At 61.1% G+C, this 18,480-nt stretch carries 15 protein-coding genes and 2 pseudogenes; 12 read left to right on the top strand and 5 right to left on the bottom strand.

Annotated features, from left to right (window positions below; all coding sequences use genetic code 11):
- Positions 1-368: 368 nt before the first annotated feature.
- Both C0Z19_RS08140 and C0Z19_RS08135 read left to right on the top strand, forming a co-directional pair.
- The gene (locus C0Z19_RS08140; protein ID WP_102609287.1) at positions 369-2,633 is read left to right on the top strand and encodes a hybrid sensor histidine kinase/response regulator family protein; all 2,265 of its coding nucleotides are present in this window, start codon (positions 369-371) and stop codon (positions 2,631-2,633) included.
- An 87-nt stretch (positions 2,634-2,720) separates the two neighbouring features.
- Positions 2,721-3,473: a hypothetical protein gene (locus tag C0Z19_RS08135; RefSeq protein ID WP_102609286.1), complete on the top strand. Its 753-nt coding sequence runs from the start codon at positions 2,721-2,723 to the stop codon at positions 3,471-3,473.
- 4 nt (positions 3,474-3,477) lie between these two features.
- Here C0Z19_RS08135 and C0Z19_RS08130 read toward each other — a convergent pair whose 3' ends face one another.
- Positions 3,478-4,035 carry an NADPH-dependent FMN reductase gene (locus C0Z19_RS08130; protein WP_102609285.1) on the bottom strand — a complete coding sequence of 186 codons (558 nt, stop codon included), beginning with the start codon at positions 4,033-4,035 and terminating at the stop codon, positions 3,478-3,480.
- 481 nt (positions 4,036-4,516) lie between these two features.
- On the opposite strand from C0Z19_RS08130, the gene C0Z19_RS08125 reads away from it, so the two are divergent.
- From C0Z19_RS08125 to C0Z19_RS08110, 4 genes are all read left to right on the top strand, one after another.
- Complete coding sequence (locus C0Z19_RS08125) at positions 4,517-4,771, top strand: BufA1 family periplasmic bufferin-type metallophore (protein ID WP_102609284.1); 255 nt, start codon at positions 4,517-4,519, stop codon at positions 4,769-4,771.
- Positions 4,772-4,876: 105 nt separating this feature from the next.
- Positions 4,877-5,743 carry an MNIO family bufferin maturase gene (gene bufB, locus C0Z19_RS08120; RefSeq protein ID WP_102609283.1) on the top strand — a complete coding sequence of 289 codons (867 nt, stop codon included), beginning with the start codon at positions 4,877-4,879 and terminating at the stop codon, positions 5,741-5,743.
- Positions 5,737-6,510 carry an HvfC/BufC N-terminal domain-containing protein gene (locus C0Z19_RS08115; RefSeq protein ID WP_102609282.1) on the top strand — a complete coding sequence of 258 codons (774 nt, stop codon included), beginning with the start codon at positions 5,737-5,739 and terminating at the stop codon, positions 6,508-6,510. Before bufB ends, C0Z19_RS08115 begins: the two co-directional genes overlap by 7 nt.
- Positions 6,473-6,955: a DoxX family protein gene (locus C0Z19_RS08110; protein WP_233196051.1), complete on the top strand. Its 483-nt coding sequence runs from the start codon at positions 6,473-6,475 to the stop codon at positions 6,953-6,955. The genes C0Z19_RS08115 and C0Z19_RS08110 overlap by 38 nt, the downstream gene beginning before the upstream one ends.
- A gap of 172 nt (positions 6,956-7,127) precedes the next feature.
- Here the strand turns inward: C0Z19_RS08110 and arsC are convergent, their stop codons facing one another.
- Positions 7,128-7,487, bottom strand: a complete 360-nt coding sequence (arsC, locus tag C0Z19_RS08105) for an arsenate reductase (glutaredoxin) (protein WP_102609280.1) — start codon at positions 7,485-7,487, stop codon at positions 7,128-7,130.
- Between the two features lie 1,154 nt (positions 7,488-8,641).
- On the opposite strand from arsC, the gene parA reads away from it, so the two are divergent.
- The 3 genes and pseudogenes from parA to C0Z19_RS08095 all read left to right on the top strand — a co-directional run.
- Positions 8,642-9,304, top strand: coding sequence for a ParA family partition ATPase (gene parA / locus C0Z19_RS08100; protein ID WP_102609279.1), 663 nt, complete (start codon positions 8,642-8,644; stop codon positions 9,302-9,304).
- A 24-nt stretch (positions 9,305-9,328) separates the two neighbouring features.
- A pseudogene (locus C0Z19_RS29155) lies at positions 9,329-9,440 on the top strand (ParB/RepB/Spo0J family partition protein); the annotation flags it as partial.
- A gap of 89 nt (positions 9,441-9,529) precedes the next feature.
- A pseudogene (locus tag C0Z19_RS08095) lies at positions 9,530-10,390 on the top strand (ParB/RepB/Spo0J family partition protein); the annotation flags it as partial.
- Between the two features lie 20 nt (positions 10,391-10,410).
- Here the strand turns inward: C0Z19_RS08095 and C0Z19_RS08090 are convergent.
- Positions 10,411-11,769, bottom strand: a complete 1,359-nt coding sequence (locus C0Z19_RS08090) for a replication initiation protein (RefSeq protein WP_102609277.1) — start codon at positions 11,767-11,769, stop codon at positions 10,411-10,413.
- 1,826 nt (positions 11,770-13,595) lie between these two features.
- Here C0Z19_RS08090 and C0Z19_RS08080 point away from each other — a divergent pair.
- Complete coding sequence (locus C0Z19_RS08080) at positions 13,596-14,810, top strand: DNA-binding protein (RefSeq protein WP_102609275.1); 1,215 nt, start codon at positions 13,596-13,598, stop codon at positions 14,808-14,810.
- 92 nt (positions 14,811-14,902) lie between these two features.
- On the opposite strand, the gene C0Z19_RS08075 is transcribed toward C0Z19_RS08080, so the two are convergent.
- Together C0Z19_RS08075 and C0Z19_RS08070 are read right to left on the bottom strand one after the other, a co-directional pair.
- Complete coding sequence (locus C0Z19_RS08075; RefSeq protein WP_102609274.1) at positions 14,903-15,283, bottom strand: DUF2471 family protein; 381 nt, start codon at positions 15,281-15,283, stop codon at positions 14,903-14,905.
- A 90-nt stretch (positions 15,284-15,373) separates the two neighbouring features.
- Positions 15,374-16,024, bottom strand: coding sequence for a helix-turn-helix domain-containing protein (locus C0Z19_RS08070; RefSeq protein ID WP_102609273.1), 651 nt, complete (start codon positions 16,022-16,024; stop codon positions 15,374-15,376).
- A 156-nt stretch (positions 16,025-16,180) separates the two neighbouring features.
- Between C0Z19_RS08070 and C0Z19_RS08065 the strand changes: the two genes are divergently transcribed.
- Both C0Z19_RS08065 and tdh read left to right on the top strand, forming a co-directional pair.
- The gene (locus C0Z19_RS08065) at positions 16,181-17,380 is read left to right on the top strand and encodes a glycine C-acetyltransferase (RefSeq protein ID WP_102609272.1); all 1,200 of its coding nucleotides are present in this window, start codon (positions 16,181-16,183) and stop codon (positions 17,378-17,380) included.
- 13 nt (positions 17,381-17,393) lie between these two features.
- On the top strand, positions 17,394-18,422 hold the full coding sequence (gene tdh, locus C0Z19_RS08060) for an L-threonine 3-dehydrogenase (protein WP_102609271.1): 1,029 nt from the start codon (positions 17,394-17,396) through the stop codon (positions 18,420-18,422).
- Positions 18,423-18,480: the final 58 nt, after the last annotated feature.

Here is an 18,480-nt window from a genome sequence, read left to right as displayed (position 1 = left end):
CGGGAGCGCGGTGCGCGAGAGCGGCCGAAGCTTGCACTTCGGCGTGCGCCCGCTAGAGCGAGCGCGTCATGTCGCGTCAAAATGAAGCGAAATTCTCGGAGCAAACCCGCGGAAAATCAACTCTCCAATTTCGAAATCGATCGCGCAAGCCCGCTTGTTTGACCAGTATGAAGAAATGATTCACACATATTTGGCAAAATATGCGGTAATTTTTCTTTTGTGTACGTTTGCGCTTCCGGTTTCGTCGCTGTTTTAGGGCGAACGTTCGGACGTGTCATATGTCTTTGGCAACGTCAAAAGCCGACGCAGGAATAACTCGCTTATGATGAATGAACGGTAACCGCATCCCAATTGAAACCATTACGAACATGACCCGCCAACGGCTCGACGATGCGACCAAGAACGCGTTGCCCGAAGATTGGCAGGACGGCTCGCCCGTGCCGGCTATGCCCGAGCCGGACTTTTCCGTCCGACGTACCACGTTGATCGTGTTGCTTGCTGCCGCCATCGTCCTTCCGGGCGTCTATGCGGCTGCCGTCGCCTACTCCGATTTTCGGGCACGCGTGGCCTCGGCCACCGATGCAACGGTCAGAACGGCCCGCATCGCAGAAGAACATGCGCTGAAAGTGTTCGATCTGAACGAAACGCTCGACCAACGTGTCGACGACCTCGTACGCGGGCTCGACGACGAAGCAATCCGCACCCGCGAAGCCGACATCCACAACAAGCTGCAAACCATCGGCGGCGGCTACCCGCAGGTTGCATCGGTCTCTATCTTCGGACCCGCAGGCGCCCTGCTCGCCAATAGCCGTTACTACCCGGCCCCCCATGCCTCGATCGCAACGCGCGACGATTTCGTCGGCATCCGCGGCGGGCGCATTCTCGAACACGTGTCGAAGGTCATGACCTGGCACGGGGGTAACGGCGAGGCCGTTTTCAATACGGGCATCGCGCGACGCAGTGCCAACGGCGCATTCGCGGGGCTCGTCTCGGTCGCGCTGCGCCGTTCATACTTCGAGTCGTTCTATCGAGAGCTGCTCGGCAACGAGCGCGGCGCCATGACGTTGATGCTGGCGCGCACCGACGGCGCGGTGCTCGCGTCTTACCCGGGGGGTTCCGGATCGGCCATGGCACCGCGCGAACTGGCTGCGGCGCTTGCCCATGGCAGCCGCTCCGGGGTGCTGCGCACTGCCGGCGAAGACGGCAGGCGCGAGCCGCGCGGCGGACGAATCCTTGCCTATCGTCAGGTAGGCGCCTATCCCGTCTACGTTTCGTGCGCCTACAGCGAGGCGGCCATTTGGACAGCCTGGTACAAACGGGCCTTGGTGTCCGCGGCATCCATTTTCGTTCCTTCGATTGTGCTTTGGTTCGTGCTGGTGCTGTCGCTGAAACGCCTCGCCGCGGAGAAGCAGGCGTGGAAGCGTTGGCAGGCGGAAGCATCGATGCGGCGCTCGATCGAATCGGCGTACCGGCAATCTCGCAAGATGGAAGCGCTCGGCAATCTGGTCGGGACCGTCGCGCACGATTTCAACAATCTGTTGACGATCATTGCGACGAACGTCCAGATCGCGCGGCGACGTGACGCCGCACCGCTCGATCGCGAACTGAGCGCCATCGAACGCGCACTGAAAAGCGGCCAATCGCTGACGCGTCAATTGCTCGGCGTCGCGCGTAAGCAGCCGCTGCGCAGCGAGGTGATCGATCTGTCGCGCTGGATGACGGCAAGCCGCGAGCTCTTGCGCATGTCGCTAGGCGCGAAGGCCGCGCTCGTGGTCGACATCGGCCGCGATGTGTGGCCGATCGAGGTCGATAGTGCGGAGCTGGAGCTCGCGCTCATCAACGTGGCCGTCAACGCTCGCGACGCCATGCCGAGCGGCGGCCGCTGCACCGTGCGCGCCACGAACGTTCGGCTCGAGCGGGAAAGCGGGTTCGCGCTGACAGGCGAATTCGTGCAGATCTCGCTCGAGGACACGGGTGCCGGTATGGCGCCCGACGTGCTGGCTCATGCGTTCGAGCCGCTCTTTACGACGAAACCCAAAGGCATGGGAACGGGATTGGGCTTACCGCAGGTTTTTGCGTTCTGCGATCGTTCGGGCGGCCTCGCGACCATCGACAGCACCCCCGGCGTCGGCACCACGGTGCGGCTCTACCTACCGCGCGCGGCCGAGGCGCCTGGCGCAGCGGCCGCGGCTCCGCAGCATGCCGCCGAGGCCGAGCCGGCGGGCGAGCTGCACGTGCTGTTAGTCGAAGACAACGACGAAGTCGCGGCGGGGACCGAGGCGCTGTTACGCATGATGGGACACCGTGTGACGTGCGCGTACAACGCGGACGCCGCTTTGCGCATGATCGCCGAGAACCTGTCGAGCGCTGAGGAGCCTTTCGACGTTCTTATCTCCGATATCCACATGCCGGGCGCAAACAACGGTATCGACCTGGCCGAAGCGGCGCAGATGCTTGCGCCCCCGATTCCGGTCATTCTTATTACCGGATATGCGCAGGAGCTCGAGCGTGCGAGGAATGTCAACGTGCGCGTGCTGTCAAAACCTTTTGATATCGGCCTGCTCGAATCCATGCTTCAGAAGATAGCGCGCAAGCGCGAAGTCCGCAGCCACGCGGACGGCAGGGCGACCTGAGTCAGGCGGCGCGAGTTTTGCATGCCCGTATCGGGTCTGACTACCGATATAGGCAAACCTTGGCAGCCCCGCCTCGAGGAGGTCATCATGCAACACACCGTTCTTGCGTTTTTCGACACCTATCCCCAGGCCGAGGCGGCGCGCGATGCACTCGTCGCAGCCGGTATCGCACAAGAGGATGTGGTGCTCAAGGCCCGATGCGAGCCAACCTATGCGAGCGATGCAACGTCGGCAGTCGATTCAGCGCCGACTGCTAACGAAGGGTTGCTGGCCAGCATCGAACGCTTTTTCGAATCGTTGTTCACGACGGCGCCGCCCGAATCGGTATCGCTGCAATACGCCGAAGCCGTCAGACGCGGCGCCGTGATGGTCTGCGTCGATGCAGCAACCGATGCGCTCGCGCAACTCACGCGGTCCACACTGGAAGCCATGGGCCCGCTGGATATCGAGGAGCGCGCGGCCACCTGGCACGCACCCGGGGATGAAGCCACCCGCGCTCATTCTCCACTCGAAGAACTCGGTCTGAGGGCGGGCGTCCCGTCCACGCCGAGACGGTCCGGCTCCTCCGTACGTAGTTACGCCCGCGGCACTGCGGCGCCTGCGCCTGTCAAGGAGGCTGGCGACGCGGCAAACGCCGGTCACACTGCGACGACGGAAGCTGCGGCCACCGCCGTCGCCGCCGGCTCAGCGCCCGGCATGGGCGCCGTCTTTGCCACGGGTGCGACTGAACCGGCGCCACCGCCCGAAAGCGTCCCGGCGCGCCCGGCGTCGGTACCCGACGAATACCTGCAGGATGCCGAGCACTACGGTGGCGACGAGCCGGCTCCTAAATCAAAGTGAGCGATCACTTCGTCGAAGCGTGGCGTTTCACCCACGCTTCGAAGCGCTGGACGAACGTCGTGAGGAATTTGCGCGTGTCGTCGTTGGCGATACCGCCATGGGCGTCGAAGAACGAATCGGTGTGCTTGAGGAAGATCTCAGGCTGACCGAGGGTCGGCACGTCCAAGTAAGCCAGCACGTTGCGCAGATGTTGCTGCGACAGCGCCGTGCCGGTGGCGCCGACGGAAATTCCGCAGACGGCTGCCGGTTTGTCCTTCCAGGAATTCGCGCCCCAGGGCCGCGAGCCCCAATCGAGCGCGTTCTTCAGCACGCCCGGCATGGAGCGGTTGTACTCGGGCGTAACGAACAGCAGGCCGTTCGCCGCTTCTACGCGCGCCTTCAACGCTTTGGCCACGTCGGGGAAATCGGCATCATAGTCCTGGCTGTAGAGAGGCAGCGAGCCGATGTCCAGGAAAGAAAATTCGAAGTCGCTGCTGGCGAGCTTGGCCAACGCGTGCGCCAGCTGCTTGTTGAACGATTCCCGCCGTAGACTGCCGACAACCACTTCGATTTTGTAAGCCATGGTCATTGCTCCTACGTGTGAGGACGACGTCGCCAAAAAGCGGAGGGTTCCGCCAGGTTTTTCATCATAGCCGCCTACGCTTCGCTTCGCCGGCCCGTTTTTCCGGCAACCCACTAAACGCCCGGCCGGCCGGGCTTCTTGCCCCGCCTTTCCACAACCTTTTCCACAGAATCTGTGGATAAGTCGTCAATATCCCGCCCCGCTTACGAATCGACACATCCATGACGTTTCGGTGACCGCCCGATCAGCTCTCCGGGATCAACCGCCGCATTTTTCCGTTTTGTATTGCATCCGTTGCGCCAACCCCAGCGTATTGAAGGCAGCAAGAGTCGTGCGTCATCCATCCGCTTCGACCGCCGGTCCGGCAACCGCAATGCCGGCTCGTCGATCGGCTGCAGAGCGCTGTGGGGCAGCCGACTCGCGCTACCGAAGCCTCGCTATCGGCTTCCTCATTGTTGAAAATCAATCTCTGGAGAATCGAATGAACAAGCAGAACAAGCAATGGATCGCCGCCGCCGCTTTCGCCGCAGCCCTGGGAGCGACGCTCGCCACCCCCGTATTCGCCGCCGACATGGAAAAGTGCTATGGCGTCGCGAAAGCCGGCCAGAACGATTGCAAGGGCAACAGCCATTCGTGCGCCGGTCAGGCCACCAAGAGCATGGACAAGGGCGAATTCAAGGCTGTCGCAAAGGGAACCTGCGCTCAACTCGGCGGCTCGCTGACGCCCGGCATGTAATCACCGCGCGAGTCAACGATAGCCGCTCCAAGCGGGCGGCCCACGGACGATCGCGCGTCTCGCTCACGCCAGTACGCGGTCGTCCGGCTCAAAGGAGCAACGACATTGAACCAGCAGGCATTGATAGGCGCAGGTCTCGGGCTGCGCGGGCCGCATGTCGCTACCGTTCTCGGGTGCACACCTCGGGTTGGATGGTGGGAAACGCATAGCGAGAACTACTTCGGCGGCGGCGAGCCGGTCGCGGCACTGGAGCGCGTGCGTGAACGCTACCCCGTCAGTTTGCATGGCGTGGGGCTGGGGCTCGGCAGCGTCGAAGCGCCCGACGGCGATTACCTGAAACAACTGGCAGCGCTCGTTGCTCGCATCGAGCCGGCGCTCGTCTCCGAGCATCTTTGCTGGAATCGGTCTGGCAGTCGCTATTTCAACGACCTGCTGCCCGTGCCACGCGTGGAAGGCGCGCTGGAACTCGTCGCCCGGCACATAGACGCCACCCAGAACGCGCTCGGTCGACCGATCTTGATCGAAAACGTCTCGGCGTACGTCGCGTTCGAACGCGAGTTATGCACCGAGGCCGAAATGCTCGGCGAACTCGTCGCGCGGACCGGCTGCGGCGTACTGCTCGATCTCAACAATCTGTACGTCAATGCGCTGAATCTTGGCGTAGACCCGCTCGCGGAGCTCGCGCGATTGCCTCGGCACTGCATCCGCGAAATGCACGTTGCCGGCTTCGAATGGCTCGACACGACCGCGATCGACTCGCACGGCGCGCCCGTCTGCGATGCCGTTTGGGCGCTGCTCGATGCGGCGCTCGATCGGTTTGGCCCGACACCGGTATTGCTTGAGCGCGATACGAACCTGCCGCCCTTGGATGAATTGCTGCAAGAGTATGCGCAAGTCGAGGCACGCGTGGAAGCCGCGACCGCTCGCATGGCCGCGAAAGCGTCACGGTCCGCCGAGGAGGCGACATGTTAGGCCAGCCCGACTACGCGGCTCTGCTTGACGCTTTCGCGACATCGCTCGGCGACGACCGCAACGCGCCGGTCGGCATGACATCGACGACGGCGACGGCGACGGCGACGCGCATCAGCGTTTACCGAAACAACGTACGGCTGAACCGCATTGCCGCGTTAGCCGACGCCTTCGGCAACGTGGTGAAGCTCGTGGGCCGCGACTACTTTTGCGCGCTCGCGCGTGCCTATGTGGATCGCACGCCGGCCCGGAGTGCCAACCTCCACGACGACGGCGCGCAGCTGCCCGAGTTCGTGCGCGGCTTCGAGCCAGCCGCCGGGCTGCCCTATTTGGGCGATGTCGCTGATGTCGATTGGCGGTTGCATCGCGCGTACTTCGCAGAAGACTGCCATGCGATCGAAAGCTCGGCGCTGACCAGGCTCGGACCCGAGCGGTTTGCCGCTGCGTCGGTTCGGTTCGTGCCATGCGTCGATCTCGCGCGATCGAGCCGCTGGCCGATCGCCGACATCCTGCGCATGCATACCGGGGGCTCATCTGCACATCTGGGGGCGGGCGGACAATCGGTACTGATTTGGCGCGAGCGATTCGCCGTGCGTTGGGAACCGCTTGGACCAGCGGAAGCGGAGGCAATCACTGCGCTGATGAAGGGAGACGCCGTCCAATCAGCGTTCACCAGCAGTGGCGCCGACGCGGGTTCGTTGCTCGCGCGGCTGTTTAGTCATCGACTCGTTCATGCTATTGAGGAACCCGATCATGAAAAAGATATGTAGCCTGTTTCGCCGGCTCGACGACGTTGCGATCACCTTGCAGCCGTTGTTTGCGCTCGCGATACGACTTTATTTATTCCGCGTGTTTTTCTTATCCGGTCTGACCAAATTGCGTAGTTGGGACAGTACGCTTTATTTGTTTTCTAACGAATATCATGTGCCGGTTCTACCTCCGGCGGTAGCCGCTGTGATGGGCGCAGGCGGTGAGTTGATTTTCCCTGTCCTGCTACTGCTCGGCTTTCAAGCGCGATTTGCCGCGGCGGGACTGTTCGTGGTCAATCTCGTTGCCGTGCTGTCTTACCCGGGCCTGGAACCCGTCATGATCAAGGACCATGTGCTGTGGGCAGTGTTGATCGCCTATCTTTTCTTCCATGGGGTTGGGCGCTGGTCGCTTCAAGGCTTTCTTCATCGTGGCCGGATCGCCGGCGTGCGAGGAAACCACGCTTGATCACGAAGTGGCGTGTTTGAAGCGCAGACGCAGCAAGCCAACTTCGTCGGGGTTGCGCCGAAGCTGACCACCTTGTCCATCGACCGAGCTAGCGACGCGGCGGCCCGTTGCGTGATCAAACGACCAGTCGTTGCAACAAACCGCTCTGGCCGGCCTCGATGCACCGATACCGTTATTTGAACAGCGCCTCGACGCGTTCCGGAGGCCGTGCAATTACCGCACGGCCATTGCGAACAACGATGGGGCGTTGCAGCAGTATGGGGTGGGCCGCGATCGCTTCAAACAGTTGGTCGTCGGTGAGTGTTGATCGATCCAATCCCAGATCTTTGTACGGTGCTTCGCCATCGCGAAGCATATCTCTCACAGAACCGCCGAGCATGCGATGCAGCGCTTTAAGCTGTTCAACGGACAGCGGCTCCTTCAGGTACTCGATAATTTCCACAGATTCGCCAGCTTGGTTCAGGGTTTCGCTGACGAGTTCGCACGCGCCTCGCGATTTCGAGCACCGGGGGTTGTGATAGATGGTGATCATGACGGTTGTTTCGTTGGATTGCCAGGAGGCAGGTATTGTATCGGGCCGTTGGCGTTGGGCTGATGATGATTTCTGCGCCCATCCTGCCCTGTGCGAATGGAAGCGGTGCGTAGTCGCCCTCGCTAATGCGTCGCTGGGCGCGAGTTCTGTGGATTGTTGCGGGCGATCGTTGCCGCCATGCATGCCGCGCGCCATCCCATCGATTTATGCGCATAAACCGGGGAGCCACCGACCGCTCAGAAGCGCCGGTCGCGCCCGCGTCACCTCGCCGTGCTCCGCACGAGGAAGAGTGAAGCTGTCAGCAGGCCGTCGTTGACGACGACCATGCACTCCATACTACGTCAGTGCTTCGAACTCGCTATTGCAGTCTTTGATCGGCACGCTCTGCAACACCGGGTTATGCGCATCGATGTGACGGGCCAGAATGGCTGCTCGCCTGAGGCAGAAGAGAAGAACTGCCTGCCACGCCCATCTACTTGCGCGCGGAGTTTGCTGAATGCTCAGCGACATCAGGTGCCGCCATCGCCATCCTGCTGGTTCTGCGCTCGTAATGCGCGCGGCCAATAACTTGGTCCACGTCACATGCACCGCCCACAGAACCGATGTGCAAACCAGACGCTCGCGCCGAGCTCGGTGGACTTTATGCGCATAAAGCCGAGCGACCGCTTTGCAGCGGCGCGTGACGGAACGGACGACGTAGCTGTGCCCACGTTTATCGCGCCCGGGCTCGCGCTCCGGTCGACACATCAGCCGCAGCTATACCGCTGACATCTGCCAGTTCCGTAGGAGCAAGCTCCGCGACGCCCGAGACGGCGACGGCATGTCTCGCGCGTTTGAGCCGCCGCGCGCTCAAAGCCCTTGCCGTCTAATGAGCACACCTCGACCGATGCAACACCTTCTCCAACGATTCTCCGTTCGCCCGACCAGAGACCACTGCCTGCGTCGCTGTTTCTCAGGAGGAGATGACGAAAAAGCGGCCACCAGTCATCACAGTGGAACACGGCGTTAAAGCGGCAGCCCTAGTGGCGCCGCGCGTCCTGTTTATGCGCATAAACCTCGGCTGAACGGCTAATTCGTGGTGAAGTAACGACGAAAAGATTGAAATCGAAAATCTACAAGGTAGAATCCGTCAATCTGTTAAGGAGCGAAAAAAATTGGCAGCCGAAATCGTCGCGGTAACTCAACAGAAGGGCGGGGTGGGCAAGAGCACCATCGCCATGCATCTTGGCGCGGCTTTTCATGAAAGGGGTAAGCGTGTTCTCGTCGTAGATGCGGACGGACAAAACACGCTGGTTCACTGGGCCAGTGCCTCGGCCGACGGCGACAACGGTATTCCATTTCCTGTCGTCAACCTGTCCGAAGCCGGCGGCCAAATCCACCGCGAGATCAAGAAGTTCATTGCGGATTACGACGTGATTGTCGTCGACTGCCCCCCGTCCATCACGGAGAAAGTATCGGGCGTCGTCTTATTGGCCGCGACTGTCGCTGTCATCCCGACTTCGTCCTCCCCGGCCGACTACTGGTCGAGCGTTGGCTTGGTCAAGCTTGTCCAACAGGCCCAGGTGATGAACGAAGACCTTCGCGCCGTCTTCTTGCTAAACAAGACCGAAGAAAAACGGATGCTCACGCGCGAACTCAAGCGCGCGTTGGAAGAACTAGGCTTCCCGCTCCTCAAGACGCAAATTCCGACGCGCGAAGCCTATAAACAGGCGATGGCACTCGGTCAAACCGTTCTGCAAATGAGCGATCGGGGCGCAAAGCTCGCTGCAGCGGAAATCCGCGCCTGCGCGGACGAAATCGCCTCGATGCTCCCCTGACTTTATGCGCATAAAGGATCCCCAATGAAACCGTCCCAGTTCGCTAAAGGCTTCCAAGCGCGTCCCGATACAACGAGCAGCGAAAAGCGCACTGCCCTCGATCGGCTCAACGCGATCGACGACCTCGTCACGAGCGACACGCAGCCTTCGACCAAAACCTCGTCGGCGCGAGCTGAAACTGTACTGCATGCGGTCGGGTCTTCGAACGAAGCGACGCACGTCCATGAGTCTGCCGAGTATCGGCAGTGGAGGCTCGCAAACAGCTACCAGCCGGGCCAAGTGATCGATCTCGATCTGAAGGCCATTAAGCCGAGTCCGTTCAACCCGCGTCACTTTTATTTGAAGGCGTCGATCGCCGAGCTGGCCGTTAACCTCGCCAAACAAGGCCAGCAGCAGGCGATCCACGTTATTCCCGACTACGCCAATCACGGCACATATTTCGTCAGCGACGGCGGCCGGCGCGTGCGCGCTTTGAAAGAGGCGAATAAGGAAACGGTCAAGGCTGTCGTCGTCGATCTGCCGATCGGAATCGAGAGCTACAAGCTCGGCTACGACCTCAACGTTCAGCGTGATTCCCAGACCGTGTTCGACAACGCCGTCGTCTGGCGGCGATTCCTCGACGAGAACCACTTCCAAAGCCAAAAGGAGCTGGCTGAGCACCTGGGGCTTGATGAATCGACCGTAGCCGTCGCGCTATCGCTCGCGAAGCTACCCGAATCAATCATGCAGGAAATGGTGGCAAGGCCCGATCGCTTTGGTTCGAATATGGCGTATCACGTCGGTCGCTATCATTCCGCGCGGGGCGTCGAGGCCACGCTGCGCCTGATCAACCGCATCGTCGCGGACGATCTGAGCACGCGGCAAGTGGCCGATATCGTCAAGGGTCGCGCAAATCCGCAAGAGGCCTCGAGACCGGCCACGCGCCAACGCTACGCGCAGCGGATGGAGATCAAGCTCGGTGGCGTAGCGGTGGGCGATCTGAAGTCGTACGGCGACGACCGGATAGAACTGCGGTTGCGAGGGCTGACGCGGGAAAAGCGGGACGAGTTGCTACGGCAGATCGAGAAGATGTTGCAGCCGGACTAAGTGTTGCTGCGGGCGCGGCGTCAAGCGGCCCGCGATTGACTCAATGTGAACGCGAGCAAATCGCCGTCGGTGGGCTCGCCCCACGTCTTACGTGCGAGCCAGTCGAGGAAGGCCGTTTCGCCGAGCTTCGAACTCAAGCCGCGGCGGCGCCAATCTTCACGTAGGTGAGAACCGAGCTGCGGAAGCATGTCCTCTTCGAACGACTGGCGTGCGAGCTCCTGTTCCGACTCACCTTGCTCCTCATACAGCGAACGTGCCTCCTTGCGGCGATATGCGGCGTACTCGTCGAGCAATCGCGCTTTCAGTTCGTCGGCCGGCACGGTGCCGGAGAGGCCTTTGACCGTGCCACCAGCCGGCTGCTCGACAAGATCGATCGGTGGGGCATAACCCTTCTTGAGCGCATCCTTGAATAACGCCGGCGCGCTGCGCACGGGTGGCAACGAGGTACTGCGCATGCGCTGCTCCGTCATCTGCAGCGCCGCCCGAATCCGGTTCTCCTCGCTATCCGCGTACAGCGTTTGTGCTTCCTTCAGCGGGATGCCGATTTTGACCATCCGATCGATCAACGTACTGTCGAATACGTTCGGATGCTCGTCGAGCGCCAGCATCGGCTGTTTGCGTTCGGTGACTCTGAATTGGATCTCCGCGACACGTCGCCCCTCGCGATGCTCGATGAGCTCCACGAAGATGTTCGTCACGGCGTTCACTTCCGCGATCGCGGGACGCAGGTAATCGCGCTTGAAGTACTTATACTCGCGCTTCGCCTCGTCGCCCGCCTCGGTGTCCGGCGTACCGGAAAGAATCGGTCGCCACCACGCCCACGACTCGCGCATCGTGAGGTGGCTCGGATTCGTGAGGTAGCGGACGCAGATCTCATACAACGCCAGCCCCGCACTACTGCGCAGCTGGCTTTGAAACTGCAAGCTCAAGCGTGCGTATTGCACAGGGTCGAGCAGCTTTTTCTTGATCTTCGGCGCAAACGAGAACTCGACCCACACGCGGCGTGTGGAAGGGTCTTCGAGAATTTCGGCGTCAGCGATCAGCGTGGAGATGCCCCACTTGCGGCCAGGCTTTTGGCTTGACGTGCCTTGGCTCCATTCGACCTGGACCGACACCATTCGCCGCAAGTGCTCTTTCACGAGGGCCGTGTCGTTCGAATCAAATGCCGAGTTCGCGACGATATCCGACAGCAGCGCGCGATAAGTATCGCCCGACTCGTCAGCCTGCTGCGCCACGGCCAGCAGGACGTTGAACAGCTTTCGCGTCAGGAGCGTGATCTTGCCGCTCTTGGGCTGAATCGCGATCGCTTCGACGGCTTTTCGCAATTCAGCGGAGCTTGGGCTCACCACATCGGTTTTCTTCGCGCGCTTCGTTGCCATGCGTCGGTCGAGAAGGAAATTTCTCGACAGGATACAGAGTGCGGTGATGGGCGTCTACAAGTACGCTCTCACCCTTCGCGGTGAATGGCGCTTCTCAGTCGCAACTCACCTGGGACTGCTCCCGGAAACGCTCACCATGCTCGATTTGATGGTTGGCGCCGTTTCGTTGTCGGACGCGGCGTCGGCGAAATCGCCATTGCTGCGATGGCTGCCGGCAGCTCCGGGCACGCTCCCGTATTCGCTCACCGCCACCGATGTAGCGATTTCGCGACGGGATTCGGCGATAAATTCAGCTGTGGTCGATCGACGATCACTGAAGGATCGGCACCGGGCCTCATCTTCACCATCGACCCCGCGACGGCGGCCGGCAAACAGCCGGCCACATAACTGATTCTCAAGACGTCGTCGCAGCCCAGACCCTCATCGGGGTACTTCGCCTCGCTCCACGCGCAGGTCAAGGAAGTCCCGAAAAGGCTCACCGTCGATCCAACCAGGCCGCCGCGCCGCCGGCCACAGAGACGATCCAGCTACATCGTCAACCGCCGGTCCATCCCGTAAAGCCTCACCGCAAGAGGCGGAGATCACGATGCCCCCTCGCCGCGCGCGTCACGCGTCGCACATCCCGCAAAGGCTCACCTGAACCAGAGCGCCCCGATATTTCTCAACTGGATCCGATACTTAGCGATGCAACCCCTCTTACGCTGCACGCACAAATCAGGTCCCGAATTACCTCACCTGAACCCGGTCGCACAGCAGTGTCGCCTTTGCGGAATCGGCGCTCCGGTACTCCCCGAAAACACTCACCTTTTGCCTTACCCCGACGCAGCCCACTCAACTCACCAACCCGAATTGGCGTAGCTTTCCGAGAAAGTGGAGACTAACTTCGCGCGGCACGCGCTTTCGGCCGCCAATCGAGATCCCGAAAAGGCTCACCGATGAGACCCCGGTGCCAATGGTTCGAGGCCGGAATCAACACCGTCTGGACTCATCCCGGAAAGTCTCACCTGAAACACCAAGCAGCGCGGGACGAGCCAGGAAACGGCTTCCCAGGCTTTTGCTCATCCATGTTTATGCTCCCGAGAAAGCTCACCTTGACGCGATTCGGGCTCCGGAAGACCAGGGTTTTCCCGAAAAAACTCACTTCCGGCGCATCTTCTTTCCTGGAAGAACTCACCACACCCCTTCCGGCGCATGAAAGGGGATGCAATTGGACCGTTTTAGCGGCTCCCGAAAAATCTCACCGGCTGCAAATACTGCGGTCGACGCCCCCCACCAGCACGTGAGGCTCGAGCGCCGCTCCGCTCCCGCAAATACTCACCGTGACGACATAGCGCTAAAGCGATGCCTCCTGAATCCCCTCACATCGCTTCCCGTCATGGCTCACGCTCGTCCCCGAACCCCATCACGGTCGCATCCCGCCCAAGCTCACCTCGACTCCCGTAAAGCTTCACTCGATCAGGCTGAAAGCCTTGCTGGGCAAGGGATTGCCGTGGCGTTAACGTCTTTAACAAGGGTTCAAGGGTGTTTACTTCAATGACTCTCAAGACATGACCCGCGAGCCCCGAAAAATACACCGCACAAAAACGGATCAGTCCCGTGAAACAAGTCGCGAACCCAGGTTGAAACCACAATTCGTAAACAAATCAATCATTTATATCCAGTTCTTCGCTTTGTTTCACGGAAAAAGCACCCTCTGCAACGCTCAAACGGCACAAGATAACCGCCGACCGGACTGCTTCAGGCTGCAAACTAGCAATAAACGAAAACCGTACCATATGACACGTATTTCGTTATTATCACTACATTTCAAACAAACAGAAGCGACCATGACCATCGACGAAGAGCGCAACGCCATCCGAAAGGAACTCGAATCGCTCCGTGCGAGCGGCACCCACCGTCGGGAGTTATCGCTACACGCCTGCAAGCGCTTGTTTTTCGATTTGGGGATTCGGCCATCGAGCGCAGCTGTCCGAGATCTGACCCAGACAGGTAGCGCAAGCGATATCCCGAAAGACATCGATTATTTCTGGGAGCGTATCCGCGATGCATCGCGCGTCCGGGTCGGCGCTGGCGTTATCCCGCAATCGCTCGAAGACAAAGCCGGCGAATTACTCGGTGCTTTGTTCGAATATGCCATGGCCGAGGCCCGGCAGACGCTCGACGACGAACGCCAGCAGGTGGCCCAATCGCTCGACCAAGGCAAGAGCGCGCTTCAAGAGGCTGAGATTCGCCGGGAAGCGGCGCTCGAGGCGTGGCAGCGCAGCGAGGCACGCGCAGATGCTGCGCTCGCGCGCGTACGGGAACTTGAAAGCCAGTTGAGCGCGTCGGCGGCACTGGGTCTGAGTTCGAATGAAGCGCTACAGGGAACGGTCGCGCGGCTCGAGACCGAGAAGCTTCGGCTCGAAGAACGGCTCGAAGCAGAGCAGGCGACAAATGCATCGTTGCGCGAACGTATCGACGCATTGCATCAAGAGCTGCGCCAGAGCACCGAGCACTACGCCGACCAGATCAAAGATGCCATCGCAGAAGCGGAACGTCGCGTCAAGCCAATGCTCGTCGAACTTGATTCGTTGCGCAGCATGGCGAGCACCTATCAAACCGGCATTCGCGATGCCAGCCGCAAAGAGTTCGATTTCATTCAACAACTGAGTGCGGCCAAAGGCCGAGGCGATCGCCTCGAAGCTCAGGTCCGCGAGCTGTCCGACGAGATCGACGCATTGACGGGCGAGCTGACGGCTGCGCGAGAAAGAGGCGCATTGTCGCCCGAACTCGAAAGTCTCATCCGGTCGTGGGCGAAGGGCGGTCGTTTCGACGATTCTGACCTGGCCACACTTGGCACCGCCCTCGACGCGCACGTCGACGTTCCCGCCCATTGCCCCAAGTGCGAAGACGGCGAGCCCGAACTCGCGATAGCCGGCAATGGCTTCGAGCTGGTGTGCCCGGAATGCGACCACTCATCAGGCGTCAAGCGGTCGCGGCTCGAAGCGGTGACGCGCTTTCTCGCGTCCACCCGCACCGATTCGCCGGACCTGACTGCATGATTGTCTGATTGTTGGCGCAAATGTCGCGCCAAATGTCACAGAGGTGAGATGTTTCGGGAGCGCAGACGTGAGCTTTTTCGGGAGCGTCGACTTCAGTCGCGCCAGCCGGCCCCCGGTGGGTGGCCGCCATGCCGACGAGGCGCATCCGCCGCTTGGGCGATCTGCGCTTCCTCGTATGCGGCAACGGCGAACGCGAATGCCGCGGGCAATGCGTTCGATTTACCGAACGTGGCCGGGTCGTCTGTTTCCGGATAGGTCATATGCTCGGGCCGCCTGAACAGATCGAGCACGTACGCATCATGCCGACCGGCGAAACCCAGGTCTGCGAGAGCCTCGGCTTCGATGGCGTGCAAAAGACGCCAACTGAGCGGGACGCCTTGCACGATATAGCGCCCCGCAATATGACGGACGATGTGTTCGAGGTCGCGCGCCGCGGCCTGAAAGCGCAGCGCGGCAAGATCATGTTCGTTCATGGCCGCTCACCAGGATATCGAGATACTGTGGAAATATACAGTACTTCGCTGGACGCGGACAGGTAGACGACCACGTCTTCCGAGCGGGCGTCAGCCGTGAATGACGACGAGCAACGCCTTCGCTTCGTTCTTTCCCGCGTTACGGATCGCATGCGGCACGTCGGCCTGATAGCGTGCCGTGTCGGCGGGCTTGAGCCGCCTGACTTCCGAGTCCGCCTCGATTTCGATCGACCCGGCGAGCACCGTCAAATGCTCGCGCGTGCCAGGCTCGTGCGCATTGGACACGAGCGCGCCGCCCGGTTGCAGGGTGAGTTCGTACCATTCGAATTTTCCGGCCAGCTCGATCGGCCCCCAGACGCGAAGCTGATATTTGGCGTCGTGCCCGTCCAGCGTCGGAATGTCGTGCGGCCCCGAGACGGCAATCGTCTCGGGCGCGCGCTGTGCGGCAAACAATTGATCGAGACTCACGCCGAGCGCGTTGGTCAGCCGCCAGGCAACGGCAATCGTCGGGTTCGCCTTGTCGCGCTCGATCTCCGAGAGCATCGATTTCGATACGCCTGCTGCGCGCGACAGGTCGTCGAGCGTCAGTTTCCGTTCCGTGCGCAATCGTTGAATCTGCTCGCCGACCCGCGGCGGCGCCGATATCGACGAGGGTGCGCCGGAAACGGCCTGCGGCTGGGACGGGGACTGCGACGGGGACTGCGACGGGGGCGTGGTGCGCCGGGTGGCGGAACTTGCCATTCGAATTTCGATCGTTTAAAGTTGTTCGCTATATCGAACTTTGGTTCGAAAAACTGGAATTGTTCGGCATAACCGGACAACCGACTATAACAGCAATAGACGCCCGCATCGCCCGCTATCCGGCGCGAGCGGCTTTTTCCCGCCAGGAGCGAACCCATGCGCGATTCCTTTCTCGCCCACGTGCGCGGCACGGTCGACCAGATCCGAGCCGACGGCTTTTACAAATCCGAACGCGTGATCGCGAGCCCGCAATCGGCCATGGTGCATTTGGCCGCCGGTGACGATGTGCTCAACTTTTGCGCGAACAACTATCTGGGCCTTGCCGACGACGCCCGCCTCATTGCGGCGGCGAAGGAAGGTCTCGACAAAGATGGCTTCGGCATGGCGTCGGTGCGTTTCATCTGCGGCACGCAAACGGTCCATAAGGATCTCGAGCGCGAGTTGTCTGCATTTCTGCGCACGGAGGACTGCATTCTCTACTCGAGCTGCTTCGACGCGAACGGGGGATTATTCGAAACGTTGACCGACGAAGCCGACGCCATCATCAGCGACGAACTCAACCACGCGAGCATCATCGACGGCATCCGGTTGTCGAAGGCGAAGCGCTATCGATATAAGAACAACGATCTTGCCGATCTCGAAGCGAAGCTGAAAGAAGCCGATGCAGCCGGGGCACGCTTCAAGCTCATCGCAACCGACGGCGTTTTTTCGATGGACGGCATCATCGCGAATCTCGCCGGCATCTGCGATCTGGCGGACCGCTACGGCGCGCTCGTCATGGTGGACGATTCGCACGCCGTCGGTGTCATTGGCGAACACGGGCGCGGCACGCCGGAGTTTTGCGGCGTCGAAGGTCGCGTCGACATCATCACGGGCACGCTCGGCAAAGCGCTCGGCGGCGCTTCGGGCGGCTACGTGGCAGCACGTCGCGAAATCGTCGAACTGCTGCGTCAACGTTCGCGGCCTTACCTGTTCTCGAACACGTTGACGCCGAGCATCGCAGCGGCTTCGCTCAAGGTGCTCGAACTGCTCACGAGCGACGAGGGCGATCGCCTGCGCCGCCGTGTGCGCGCGAACGGTGAGCATTTCCGGGAGGCGATGAGCGCGGCCGGCTTTACGCTGGTGCCGGGGCAGCATCCGATCATTCCCGTCATGCTCGGCGATGCTTCCGTCGCTTCGCGCATGGCCGATGCGCTGCTGAAAGAGGGCGTCTATGTGATCGGGTTCTCGTATCCGGTCGTTCCGAAGGGGCGCGCGCGCATCCGCACGCAGATGAGCGCTGCGCATACGTCGGAACAGATCGATCGCGCTGTCGATGCATTCACGCGCGTAGGACGCGCGCTCGGCATCGTCTAAGGAGAACTTGAAAATGAAAGCACTCGCGAAACTCGAACGCGCGCCGGGATTGACGCTGACGCAAGTGGACAAGCCTGAAGTCGGCCACAACGACGTCATGATCCGCATCAAGCGCACGGCGATTTGCGGCACTGACATCCATATCTGGAAGTGGGACGACTGGGCGCAGAAGACGATTCCCGTGCCGATGCATGTGGGCCACGAGTATGTCGGCGAAATCGTCGAGATGGGGCAGGAAGTGCGCGGTTTCGCGATCGGCGATCGCGTGTCGGGCGAAGGCCACATCACGTGCGGTTTCTGTCGCAACTGCCGGGCAGGACGACGGCACTTGTGTCGCAACACGGTCGGCGTCGGCGTGAACCGCGAAGGGGCGTTTGCCGAGTACCTCGTGATTCCGGCTTTCAACGCGTTCAAGATCCCCGACGAAATCTCCGACGATCTGGCCGCGATCTTCGACCCGTTCGGCAATGCCACGCATACTGCGCTGTCGTTCAATCTGGTCGGCGAAGACGTGCTCATCACCGGCGCCGGGCCTATCGGCATCATGGCGGTGGCCATCGCACGGCATGTGGGAGCCCGCAATGTGGTGATCACGGACGTCAACGAATATCGGCTTGGCCTGGCTCGCAAAATGGGAGCGACGCGCGCGGTCAACATCGCCAAAGAGTCGTTGCGCGACGTCATGAGCGAGCTGCACATGACCGAAGGCTTCGACGTGGGCCTCGAAATGTCGGGCGTGCCGAGCGCATTCACCGGCATGCTCGAAGCGATGAATCACGGCGGCAAGGTGGCACTGCTCGGCATCCCACCTGCGCAAACGGCCATCGACTGGAATCAGGTGATCTTCAAGGGGCTCGAGATCAAAGGCATCTACGGCCGCGAGATGTTCGAGACCTGGTACAAGATGGTGGCCATGTTGCAAAGCGGGCTCGATCTTTCGCCGATCATCACCCATCACTTCGCCGTGGACGACTTCCAGAAGGGCTTTGCAACCATGCTCTCGGGAGAAAGCGGCAAGGTGATTCTCGACTGGACCGTTTGATCGACAGTGAGTGAGTTCTACTAACGAATCATGCCCGCCTGATGCTCGGGCGGGCAAT

This window comes from Trinickia soli (genome assembly GCF_002879855.1).
GTDB classification, from domain to species: domain Bacteria; phylum Pseudomonadota; class Gammaproteobacteria; order Burkholderiales; family Burkholderiaceae; genus Trinickia; species Trinickia soli.
Note: the sequence above shows the minus strand (reverse complement) of the source record. Positions and strands in the feature narration are given on the sequence as shown.